This window comes from Streptomyces sp. NPDC057302 (assembly GCF_042667685.1).
In the GTDB taxonomy this organism is placed as follows: Bacteria; Actinomycetota; Actinomycetes; order Streptomycetales; family Streptomycetaceae; genus Streptomyces.
In genome coordinates this window covers 1-11,762 of record NZ_JBHUZJ010000142.1, presented here as the reverse complement: position 1 = coordinate 11,762, position 11,762 = coordinate 1, and the positions used below count along the sequence as shown (strand labels likewise).

Annotated in this window: 6 protein-coding genes; 2 read left to right on the top strand and 4 right to left on the bottom strand. The window is 70.0% G+C overall.

The features are described from left to right. Nucleotides 1–63: 63 nt before the first annotated feature. Both ACFUPX_RS43150 and ACFUPX_RS43145 read right to left on the bottom strand, forming a co-directional pair. Nucleotides 64–2,220, bottom strand: a complete 2,157-nt coding sequence (locus tag ACFUPX_RS43150; protein ID WP_383335063.1) for an alpha-1,4-glucan--maltose-1-phosphate maltosyltransferase — start codon at nucleotides 2,218–2,220, stop codon at nucleotides 64–66. A 314-nt stretch (nucleotides 2,221–2,534) separates the two neighbouring features. After that, nucleotides 2,535–3,749, bottom strand: a complete 1,215-nt coding sequence (locus ACFUPX_RS43145; protein WP_383335061.1) for a S8 family peptidase — start codon at nucleotides 3,747–3,749, stop codon at nucleotides 2,535–2,537. 296 nt (nucleotides 3,750–4,045) lie between these two features. Between ACFUPX_RS43145 and ACFUPX_RS43140 the strand changes: the two genes are divergently transcribed. Together ACFUPX_RS43140 and glgP are read left to right on the top strand one after the other, a co-directional pair. Further along, entirely contained in the window at nucleotides 4,046–4,495 is a 450-nt protein-coding gene (locus tag ACFUPX_RS43140) for a nuclear transport factor 2 family protein (protein WP_383335060.1), read from the top strand. Between the two features lie 141 nt (nucleotides 4,496–4,636). Further along, the gene (gene glgP / locus ACFUPX_RS43135; RefSeq protein WP_383335058.1) at nucleotides 4,637–7,267 is read left to right on the top strand and encodes an alpha-glucan family phosphorylase; all 2,631 of its coding nucleotides are present in this window, start codon (nucleotides 4,637–4,639) and stop codon (nucleotides 7,265–7,267) included. An 83-nt stretch (nucleotides 7,268–7,350) separates the two neighbouring features. Here the strand turns inward: glgP and ACFUPX_RS43130 are convergent, their stop codons facing one another. Together ACFUPX_RS43130 and ACFUPX_RS43125 are read right to left on the bottom strand one after the other, a co-directional pair. Continuing rightward, on the bottom strand, nucleotides 7,351–8,985 hold the full coding sequence (locus tag ACFUPX_RS43130) for a M4 family metallopeptidase (protein WP_383335056.1): 1,635 nt from the start codon (nucleotides 8,983–8,985) through the stop codon (nucleotides 7,351–7,353). Nucleotides 8,986–9,270: 285 nt separating this feature from the next. Further along, nucleotides 9,271–11,328, bottom strand: coding sequence for a M4 family metallopeptidase (locus tag ACFUPX_RS43125; protein ID WP_383335054.1), 2,058 nt, complete (start codon nucleotides 11,326–11,328; stop codon nucleotides 9,271–9,273). Nucleotides 11,329–11,762: the final 434 nt, after the last annotated feature.

The following is an 11,762-nucleotide window of genomic DNA, read 5'->3' as shown; positions in this document are numbered from 1 at the left end:
ACTCCGGATCGCGGTCCTTGGCGGGCGTGTCCTCGAAAGTGTCCTGGACGGGCTCATTGATGATCATGGTGTGGGTGACCCTCCGATCAACGGTGAGGACGGTCGCAGGACGCGGAGGATGTGCGCGGGCGCGCGGCCCGGCTCGAGGCGCACATAGTTGGTCCTGCCCCAGTGATAGGTGTCGCCGGTGAGCTCGTCTCGCACCGGCACGGACTCGTGCCAGTCGAGGCCGAGTTCCGGCATGTCCAACGAGACCGTGGCCTCCTGGGTGTGGTGGGCGTCGAGGTTCACGACCACCAGAACCGTGTTCGATCCGTCCGTGTCGTCGGCCGTCTTCGAGTACGCGATCACCGCTTCCTGGTCCGTGGGGTGGAAGTGCAGGTCACGCAGTTGCCGCAGGGCGGGGTTGGCGCGCCGTACGCGGTTCAGCGTGGTGATGAGGGGCGCGATGGTGGAGCCGGTGCGCCCTGCCGACTCCCAGTCGCGCGGCCGTAGTTGGTACTTCTCCGAGTCCAGATACTCCTCGCTGTCGGCTCTCGCCGGGGCGTTCTCGCACAGTTCGTATCCGCTGTAGACGCCCCACGTCGGCGAGAGGGTTGCGGCGAGCACGGCGCGGGCCTCGAAGGCGGGACGTCCGCCGTTCTGGAGGTAGGCGTGCAGGATGTCCGGGGTGTTGACGAAGAAGTTCGGCCGGAGGTAATGGGCGGTGTCGGTCGACAACTCCCGCAGGTAGTCGGTGAGTTCGTCCTTGCCGTTGCGCCAGGTGAAGTACGTGTAGGACTGCTGGAAGCCGATCGCGGCCAGGGTGCGCATCATCGCCGGGCGGGTGAACGCCTCCGCCAGGAAGATGACGTCCGGATCGGTGCGGTTGATGTCGCCGAGCACCTCCTCCCAGAAGGCGACGGGCTTGGTGTGCGGATTGTCGACGCGGAAGATACGCACGCCGTGGGCCATCCAGAACCGCAGCAGACGTACGGTCTCGGCGACCAGGCCCGGCATGTCGCGGTCGAAGGCCAGGGGGTAGATGTCCTGGTACTTCTTCGGCGGGTTCTCCGCGTACGCGATGGAGCCGTCGGCGCGGTGCGCGAACCACTCGGGGTGCTTGTCCACCCAGGGGTGGTCGGGGGAGCACTGGAGGGCGAAGTCCAGGGCGACCTCGAGGTCCAGGGCGGTGGCCCGGCGCACGAAGGCGTCGAAGTCGTCGATCGTGCCCAGGTCGGGGTGGACCGCGTCGTGGCCGCCCTCGGGGGAGCCGATCGCCCAGGGCACCCCGACGTCGTGCGGCCCGGGGGACAGGGAGTTGTTCGCGCCCTTGCGGAAGGTGGTCCCGATGGGGTGGATCGGCGGCAGATAGACGACGTCGAAGCCCATCTCCGCGATGGCCGGCAGGCGTGCGGCGGCGGTGCGCAAGGTCCCCGACCTCGGTGGCTCGCCCTCGCGGACGACGGCGCCCTCCGAGCGCGGGAAGAACTCGTACCAGGACCCGAAGAGGGCGCGCTCGCGCTCCACGACCAGCGGCAACCGCGGTGACTCCGTGACGAGTTCGCGCAGCGGATGCTCCGCGACGACCGCGTCCACCTCCGGGGTGAGGGCGCCGGCCAGGCGGGCCGCGACGGGGCGGTCCGTGTCGCGCAGGGACTCGGCGGCGGCGCGCAGGGTGGCGCGGCGGCCACCGCTCACGGGGGCGTCGGCGGCGGCGCGTTCGTGCAGGCGGGCGCCTTCCTCCAGGACGAGTTCGGTGTCGATGCCCGCCGGTATCTTGATGCTCGCGTGGTGCCGCCACTGGGTGACGGGATCGCCCCACGCCTCGACGCAGTACGTCCAGTTCCCCGCCGCGTCCGCGGTGACGTCCGCGCCCCACCGGTCGGTGCCGGGGGCCAGCTCGCGCATCGGCGTCCACGGCCCCGGGCGGCCTTCCGGATCCCGCAGCACCACGTTGGCGGCGACCGACTCGTGTCCTTCGCGAAAGACGGTGGCGGTGACCTGGAACGTCTCGCCGACCACGGCTTTGGCGGGCCTTCGCCCGCCGTGGACGAGGGGCGCGATGTCGAGGACGGGTATGCGGCCGGTGAGGGGGTCCGGCCGAGTGGGTCCGGGGGGTGGGTCCTGCGGAGTGCGCGCTCCTTCTGGGAGCTGCGGATCCCGCTGTGGTGCCGGGGTTTGGGGCACCCTGGCGGGGGCCTTTCCCGAGGGCGTCGCCGACGGGCGTGTTGAGGGCATGACCGCTCCTGTCCGCGTTACATAAGTGGGGCGGATACGGGGGTGTGGAGGGGTTCTGCGACTGCGTGCCGCGCTTGCTGGCCGTACTGAGCCGTGACTGACCGTACTGAGCCGTGTGCGTACGGGGGAGCCTTCCCACCAACTTCGGGTGGGCAATCCGGCGCTTTGTTAACTACCGGTGCGTAAGGCCTCATACAAGACCGGCGCCCTATCGAGGGTGCTTCGCGTCGGCCCTGGAGGCAAGCCCGTGGCCGCCGCGCGCACAGAACAGGCCCCGCCGTGGCGGCGGGGCCTGGTCCGTGATGCGTCGTGCTCTAGGGGTGGTTGACCTGGAGCAGCTTGTTCGGCGAGCCGAGACCGGCGCCGGTCACCTTGCCCGTCGCCGCCCGGTCGGTCAGTGCCTTGCTGACCTGGGCCGGAGTGGCCGAGGGGTGATCGGCCAGGTAGAGCGCCGCCGCGCCCGCCACGTGCGGCGAGGCCATCGACGTACCCGAGATGGTGTCGGTGGCCGTGTCGTTCGTCCGCCACGCGGAGGTGATGCCGACGCCCGGTGCGAACAGGTCCAGGCTGCCGCCCCAGTTGGAGAAGCTCGCCTTGGCGTCCTTGGTGTCCGTCGCGCCGACCGTGACCGCTTCCTTGACGCGGGCCGGCGAGAACAGGAACGCGGGAAGCCCGTCGTTCCCGGCGGCGACCGTGTAAGTCACCCCGGACGCGATGGAGTTGCGTACGGCGGCGTCGAGCTGGGCGTTGGCCGTACCGCCCAGGCTCAGGTTGGCGACGGCGGGCTTCTTGGCGTGCTTCGTCACCCAGTCGATCCCGGCGATGACCTGCGCGGTCGTCCCCGACCCCGCGTCGTCGAGCACCCGGACGCCCACGACGTGCGCCTTCTTCGCGACGCCGTGGCTCTTGCCCGCGACGGTCGCGGACACGTGCGTGCCGTGTCCGTTGCCGTCCTGCGCGGTGGCGTCGTTGTCGATGAAGTCCCAGCCGCTGCTCGCCCGGCCGCCGAAGTCCTTGTGCGTGGCGCGGACTCCGGTGTCGATGACGTACGCGGTCACGCCCCGCCCCGCGGAATCGGGCCAGGTGTAGGACTTGTCCTGGGGCAGACCCTTCTGGTCGATCCGGTCGAGCCCCCAGGAGGGCGGATTCTTCTGGGTGTGGTCCAGGGACACGACGCTGTCCTGGACCACGGTGGCGACCCTGGAGTCACCCGCGAGCTTCTTGGCCTCGTCCGAACCCGCCTTCACCGCATAGCCGTTGATCGCGGTGCTGTAGGTGCGGCTTATGTCGGCGCCGTACTTCTCGGCGACGCCCTTGCCCGCGTCCGACGGGGCCGAGGTCCCGCCCTTGAGCGTGACGATGTAACTCCCGCTGACGGAACCGGGCTCACCGGCGCCGATTATGTCCCCCAGCGGGGCATCGGCGGGAGCGGCGTGTGCGGGCAGCGTGATGGCCGAAAGTACCGCCGCCGTGGTGGCGGCGGTAACGGCTCCAGCCCACCGCAGACGCTTCGTTCGCGTAAGAGTCATACGCTGGTTTCCCTCCCCAACTTGACGTGCGCACCGCAGAGTTGGACCGGTCTGTACCGGATCCCCCGCATCTGCACGGGCGCCACTTGGCAGCCTCTCGTGCGGCGTGAGGCCCTACAAGACCACAGGGCAGGGGGGAATCGGCCATATCGCCCGTGGGGGTGCTGTGAGGGTTGCGCCGATTTTCGGACGGGTTCAGGATGCCTCCGCCGCTTACGGGACCACAGGGTGACCGCCGGCATGTCGACGTCCGATTCCCGCCGGTGGAACACCGCCCCGTCCGTCACGCTGACGCCATGACCACCGAGCGCGAACCGGCAGCCCCGGACCCCCTGACCGTCCTCACCGGCATGTACGAAGCGGAGTCCCGCTACCTGGCGGCCGGCGGCCCCGGCCGGGCCTCGTTCGACCTGCTCGCCCCCTATTTCGCCCCCGATGTCGTGCTGCACCAGGCGCAGGCCCTGCCGTACGGCGGCACCTGGCGCGGCCACGACGGCATGGCCCGCTTCTTCCTCGCCATGAGCGAGACGTGGGAGAGCTTCGAGATCGGCGAACAGGAGTTCCTGGCCACCACGGCCGGGACGGCGGTCGTCCACACCCAGGTCCGCGCGAGGGCCCGCGCCACGGGGCGTGAACTCGCCTTCCCGATACTGCAGACGATCACCGTGCGGGGCGGTCGGATCACGGAGGTGCGGCCGTTCTACTGGGACACGGCGGCGATCGCGGCGGCGACGACCGGGTCTTAGGCGCAGGGCGGGGGAACGTGCTCCCTGTGCGCCGTGGTGACACGGGCGACTCACCGCTACCGTCGATGCGACACGTCGGTACGCGATGTACGAATGCCCCGGTCATACACCCGTCAGACAGCCTGTCAGAGGTGCACCGTGATGAAGGCCATCCGTCGATTCACCGTACGACCCGCCCTTCCCGAACCTCTCGCCCCGCTCTCGGAGCTGGCGCGCAACCTGCGCTGGTCCTGGCACACCGGAACCCGTGAACTGTTCAAGGCCGTCGACCCCGAGCAGTGGGCCGCAGCGGAGTGCGACCCCGTGCGGCTGCTCGGCGGCGTGCCGCCCGCGCGGCTCGCGCAGCTGGCGGGGGACGGGCCCTTCCTGCGGCGCCTCGCCGAGGCCTCGGACGGTCTTCGGGAGTACGTCACCGGGGATCGCTGGTATCAGGAGCAGGCCGCCGAGCGCGGCGCCGAACTGCCGCGCGCGGTCGCCTACTTCTCGCCCGAGTTCGGCATCACCGCGGCCCTTCCGCAGTACTCGGGCGGGCTCGGCATCCTCGCGGGCGACCATCTGAAGGCGGCGAGCGACCTCGGGCTTCCGCTCATCGGGGTCGGGCTGCTCTACCGGCACGGCTACTTCCACCAGTCGCTCTCCCGCGACGGCTGGCAGCAGGAGACCTACCCCGTGCTCGACCCGAACGAGCTGCCGCTCTCCCTCCTGCGCGAGGAGGACGGCACCCCGAGCCTGGTGGCGATCGCCCTGCCCGGCGGGCGTTCGCTGCGCGCCCACGTCTGGCAGGCGAGCGTCGGCCGCGTCCCCTTGCTCATGCTCGACTCGGACGTCGAGGAGAACGACCCCGGCGCCCGCGAGGTGACCGACCGCTTGTACGGCGGCGGCAGCGAGCACCGGCTGCTCCAGGAGATGCTGCTCGGCATCGGCGGGGTCCGCGCCATCAGGACGTACTGCCGGCTCAGCGGGCACCCCGAGCCCGAGGTCTTCCACACGAACGAAGGCCACGCGGGCTTCCTCGGCCTTGAGCGCATCCATGAACTGGCCCTGAGCGGCGTCGAGTTCGACGCGTCGCTCGAAGCGGTGCGGGCCGGGACCGTCTTCACCACCCACACCCCCGTCCCCGCCGGAATCGACCGCTTCGACCGTGAGCTGGTCGCCCGGCACTTCGGCCCGCACGCCGAACTGCCCCGCATCGACGTCGAACGCATACTGCGCCTCGGCATGGAGACGTACCCCGGCGGTGAGCCCAACCTCTTCAACATGGCGGTGATGGGCCTGCGCCTCGGGCGCTGCGCCAACGGCGTCTCCACCCTGCACGGCAAGGTGAGCCGCGAGATGTTCGCGGGCCTGTGGCCGGGATTCGACGCCGAGGAGGTCCCGATCTCCTCCGTCACGAACGGCGTGCACGCCCCGACCTGGGTCGCCCCCGAGGTCTTCCGCCTCGGCGCCCGCCAGATCGGCGCCCAGCGCACCGAGGACGCGCTCTCGGTGGGCGGTTCCCAGCGGTGGGACGCGGTCGCCGAGATCCAGGACGCGGACATCTGGGAGCTGCGCCGCGAGCTGCGCGGCCAGCTGGTGGCGGAGGTCAGGAAGCGGCTGTACGCGTCGTGGCGTCAACGCGGGGCCGCCAGTGCTGAATTGGGGTGGATCGACGACGTACTCCATCCCGATGTCCTGACGATCGGCTTCGCGCGCCGCGTCCCCTCGTACAAGCGCCTGACCCTGATGCTGCGGGACAGGGACCGGCTGATGGAGCTGCTCACGCATCCCGAGCGGCCCCTGCAGATCGTGGTGGCGGGCAAGGCGCACCCGGCGGACGACGGGGGCAAGCGGCTCATCCAGGAGCTGGTGCGCTTCACGGACGATCCGCGGGTGCGCGGCCGGATCGTGTTCCTGCCCGACTACGGCATGGCGATGGCGCAGAAGCTCTACCCCGGCTGCGACGTGTGGCTGAACAATCCGCTGCGGCCCCTGGAGGCGTGCGGGACGAGCGGGATGAAGGCGGCCCTGAACGGCTGCCTCAATCTGTCGGTGCTCGACGGCTGGTGGGACGAGTGGTTCGAGCCGGACTTCGGGTGGGCGATCCCCACGGCGGACGGCGCGGCGACGGACGACGACCGCCGTGACGACCTGGAGTCCGCCGCCCTGTACGACCTCCTGGAGCGCCGGATCGCGCCCCGCTTCTACGAGCAGGGGCCGGGCGGCCTTCCCGACCGGTGGATCGAGATGGTGCGCCGGACGCTGACCCGGCTCGGTCCCAAGGTGCTCGCCGGGCGGATGGTGCGGGACTACGTGGAGCAGTTGTACGTTCCCGCCGCGCGGGCGCATCGCACGCTGGACGTGGCCGCCGCGGGCGATCTCGCCGAATGGAAGGCGCGGGTCCGTGCGGCCTGGCCGCGGGTCGCCGTCGACCACGTCGAGGCGACGGCGACGGGGGCCACCGCCGAGCTGGGCGCGACGCTCTCGCTGCGGGTCCGCGTGCGTCTGGGCGAGCTGACCCCGGACGACGTGGAGGTCCAGACGATCGCGGGGCGCGTCGACCCCGAGGACGTCATCGCCGACGCGGTCCCGATGCCGCTGAAGCCGGTGGGCGGGCCCGACGCGGAGGGGCGCCGTCTCTACGAGGGGCCGCTGGCGCTGGACCGGACGGGGCCGTTCGGCTACACCGTCCGCATCCTGCCCTCGCACCGACTGCTGGCCAGCGGGGCGGAATTGGGCCTGGTGGCCGTGCCGTCGGAGGGGACGGGGGAGGCCGCGGGGGTGCTGCTGCGGTAGGACGGGAGCTCCGCCCGAACAGCACCGGGCGGGCTGGAGGAATCCAGCCCGCCCGGTGGTGGGTACTACGACTTCGCGTACTACTACTTCACGTTGACGCCGGCCCAGGCCGCGTCCACGCCCTTGTACTCGGCGGAGTCCGCGCCGAACAGGTCCTTCGCGGCGCTCAGCGTGCCCTCACGGGCCGCCTTGTAGTCCGTCGTCGTGGTGAAGTACGACGTCAACGCCTTGAACCAGATCTTCTCGGCCTTGTCGCGTCCGATGCCCTCGACCTTGGAGCCGTCCGCGGTCGGGGAGTCGTACTTGACGCCGTTGATCTCCTTCGCGCCGCTGCCCTCGGACAGCAGGTAGAAGAAGTGGTTGGCGATGCCCGAGGAGTAGTGGACGTCGGTGTTGCCCGCGTCCGCGCTCCAGTTGTCCAGGGACTGGCCGTCCTTGGAGGGCTTGTCCATGTAGCGCAGCGGCGATCCGTCGCCGTTGATGTCGATCTCTTCGCCGATGAGGTAGTCGCCGACGTCCTCGGCGTTCTTGGCGTTGAACTCGACGGAGGTGCCGAAGATGTCGGAGGTGGCCTCGTTCAGGCCGCCCGACTCGCCGCTGTACTCCAGGTTGGCGGTGGCCGCGGTGACGCCGTGCGACATCTCGTGGCCCGCGACGTCGATCGACGTCAGGGGCTTCTTGTCGCCCTCGCCGTCGCCGTACGTCATGCAGAAGCAGCTGTCGTCCCAGAACGCGTTGACGTACGCGTTGCCGTAGTGGACGCGCGAGGTGGCACCCTTGCCGTCGCCCTTGATGCCCTCACGGCCGTGCACGTTCTTGTAGTAGTCCCAGGTCAGCTGGGCCCCGTACGCGGCGTCGACGGCGGCGGTCTGGGCGTCGTCCGGCTTTCCGGTGCCCCACGTGTCGTCGTCGTCCGTGACGAGCTTGCCCTCGCCGCTCTGGCCGTGGGCCAGGTCGAACGTCGAGTGGCCGCCGCGCGCGTCGTCGGTCAGGTCGAAGCCGCTGGTGCCCTTCTTCGAGCCGACCTCGACGTCGCCGCTGTACTGGCTGTGGCCCGCGCCGTTCTCGATGGCCTGGTACTGGAAGAGCTTCTTGCCCGTGGCCGCGTCGGTGATGACGTGCAGCTTGCTGGGCGTGCCGTCCTTCTGGACGCCGGTGACGACGGTCTCGTGGGCGAGGACCGGCTTGCCGGAGGCGGCCCAGACGACCTTGCGCGGAGACTGCGCGTCGGCCTTCTTGGTGTCGCCGGACTTCGCGGCGGTCGACTCGGCGGACTTCGCGGCCGACTTGGCGCCGACCTTCGCCGAGGTGGAGGCGACCTTGATGGTGGCCTTGGCCGCCTTGGTCACGCTCTTGACCGCGCCGCTCTTGGCGGTGTGGACGACCAGGTCGCCGCCGAGGACGGGCAGGCCGTCGTAGGTGCGCTCGTAGCGGGTGTGCGTGGTGCCGTCACGGTCCTTGACGACGTCGCGGACGACGAGCTTCTCTTTCGCGCCGAGGCCGATCTTCTCGGCGGTGGCGGCCTTCGCCGTGTTCGCGTCCTGCAGCAGGTCCGCGCGGGCCGTGGAGGAGAGCGCGATCTGTGCACCCGATGACGCGGCGGCCCGGTCGGGCTGCGCGGAGGCTCCGGTGGTCAGACCGGCGGTGAGCAGAGCTCCGGCGGCAACAGCGGTGGCGATGGCCAGCGTTGAGCGCTTCCGGGATATGTGGGGGGTCACGCATGCTCCTTCTGTGGGGGGCCCGGACGGCATGGGGACTGTCCGAGCTGAAAGATGCGGTGCGGGTGTGCTGGTGTGACTGAACGAGGGAAGAGTGTCAGGTGAGCCAGGTGCATGTCAGGTCCCTGACCGCAGGTTGGCCAGAAATCGTCCGTTGAGCGATGGTCCATGTACGCAATGCGAACGGCGTGTTACATGGGTGCGCCGCTCCGGGGAGTGGGTCCACCCGGAGCGGCGCAGTCTGCACGTACCTTCAGGCCCGGTCAGGGGCCAGGGGCCCAGGGCCTACGGGAACGTCAGCTTCCAGCTGTTGATGCGGCCGACGTCCTGCGCGGCCACGTCCTGGACCTTCAGCTTCCAGGTGCCGTTGGCCACCTCGGACGAGGCGTTGACCGTGTACGTCTCGACGATGTTGTCCGCCGAGTCGTTCGCGCTCGAGTTCTTCAGGCGGTACGTCGATCCGTCCGGGGCCACCAGGTCGACGACCAGGTCACCGCGCCAGGTGTGGACGATGTCGACGCCGACCTTCAGCGCCGCGGGCGCGTTGCCCGTGCGTCCGGTGACGTTGATCGACGAGGTGACGGCCGCGCCCCGGTCCGGGATGGCGACGTCGGTCGTGTTCTCGAAGTCCGTGCCACCGCCGCCGCCGGGCCGCGCGCCGACGTTGACGCCGGCCCACGCGTGGGCGACCGCCGCGTACTCGGGGCTCGTGGTGCCGTACAGCTCACCGGCCGCCGCGAGGGTCCCGGTGCGGGCCGCCGCGTAGTTGGTGGTCGTGGTGAACTTCGTCGTCAGCGCCCTGAACCAGATGAGCGACGCCTTGTCACGACCAATTCCGGTCACAGGCAGACCGTCGGAAGTGGGCGAGTCGTACGAGGTTCCGTTGACGACCTTGGCGCCGCTGCCCTCGCTCAGCAGGTAGTAGAAGTGGTTGGCGACACCGGACGAGTAGTGGACGTCGATGTTGCCGATGCCCGAGTACCACGAGTCCTTGGACCCGCCGTCCTTGGAGGGCTTGTCCATGTAGCGCAGCGGGGTGCCGTCGCCGTTGATGTCGATCTTCTCGCCGACGAGGTAGTCGCCCTTGTCCTGCGCGTTGTTGGCGTTGAACTCCACGGCCGCCGCGAAGATGTCCGAGGTCGCCTCGTTCAGGCCACCGGACTCACCGCTGTAGGTCATGTTGCCGGTCGCGGCGGTGACACCGTGCGTCATCTCGTGGGCCGCCACGTCGATGGACGTCAGCGGCTTGGAGTTGCCCGAACCGTCGCCGTACGTCATGCAGAAGCAGGAGTCCTGCCAGAACGCGTTGACGTAGTTGTTGCCGTAGTGGACCCGGGAGTACGCGCCGACGCCGTCACCGCGGATGCCGGTGCGGCCGTGCACGTTCTTGTAGTAGTCCCAGGTGAGCTGGGCTCCGTACGCGGCGTCCGCGCCGGCGGTCTCCAGGTTGGAGGCCTGGCCGTTGCCCCACACGTCGTCCGGGCCCGAGAAGAGCGTGCCGGTACCGGACGAGCCGTGGTTGAGGTTGTACGTCTTGTGGCTGCCGCGGCCGGTGTCGGTCAGGGTGTAGTTCGACCCCGACTGAGCGCTGCCCACGGTGACCTGACCGCTGTACTGCGTGTTGCCCGTGCCGTTCTCGATGCCCTGCCACTGGAAGAGCTTCTTGCCGGTGGCCGCGTCCGTGATGACGTGCAGCTCGTTCGGGGTGCCGTCGTGCTGCAGCCCGCCGACCACCGTCTCGTACGCGAGGGTCGGCTCGCCCTTGGCCATCCAGACGACCTTGCGCGGCGCGCGGTCCGCGTCGGTCTTCTTGGACCCCGCGGCCTTCGCCGCGCCGAGCGCCTGCTTCTCGGCCGTCGACGCCTTCACGTCGGCGCTGGTGTCGACGCCCTTGAGCTCCGCCTTCGCGGCCTTGGTGACGCCCTCGGTCTTCCCGGACTTCGCCTCGTCGACCACCAGGTCGCCGCCGAGGACGGGAAGGCCCTCGTAGGTGCGCTCGTAGCGGGTGTGCGTCGTGCCGTCGCCGTCCTTGGTGACGTCACGGACGACGAGCTTCTCCTTGGAGCCGAGGCCCAGGTCCTTGGCCGTGTCCGCCTTCGTGGCGTTGGCGTCCTTGAGGAGCGCGGCACGCTGCGAGGGGGAGAGCTTCACGGGCAGGGCGCCGGGGTCGGCCTTGCCTATCTTGGCGGCGGCCGGGGCCTTGGACGCCGATATCGCGGGGTCGTCGGCGGATGCCGGGCCCGTCTGGAAGGCCACCGCGACAAGGGCGGCGACGGCGGTCAGGGCGCCCGCGGCGGTGGCGCGTCTGTGGGAGGCAGGTCTGTGAGAGGTGCTTCTCAACACGGACTCCTTCTGCGTGGCCGCGGGATACGCGGCCAGGGGGACCGGTCGGCGCGGTCGTGCCGTCCGGGCAGAACAAGGCAGAACGTGGAGCAGGGAATTCAAAGGCGGTTCAGCACGGTGGAGCTTTGGTGGAGCAGGGTGCGGAACTGTGGAGCTTTGGTGGAGCTGGGAATCGAGGGGAAGAGTGGCACCGGCGCGCTCTGTTTGTCAGGAGTGCGTCAAGAGTTGGCCGGAACTGGTCCGCTGCCCGGTGGTTCACGTTCGATATACGGAGGGGTCGCTCAACGCCGAGGGCTCCGCATTGTTCGAGGTGAGTGTGGCACGGGGTGCCTGGAGCGGCGTGGCTGATTCCGCACCCCAACTGGCGTGGGTCCGCAGTCCGTTGAGCGGTACACGGAACACACGAAAGACCGGCCCGGAGCGCTGCGTCGCTC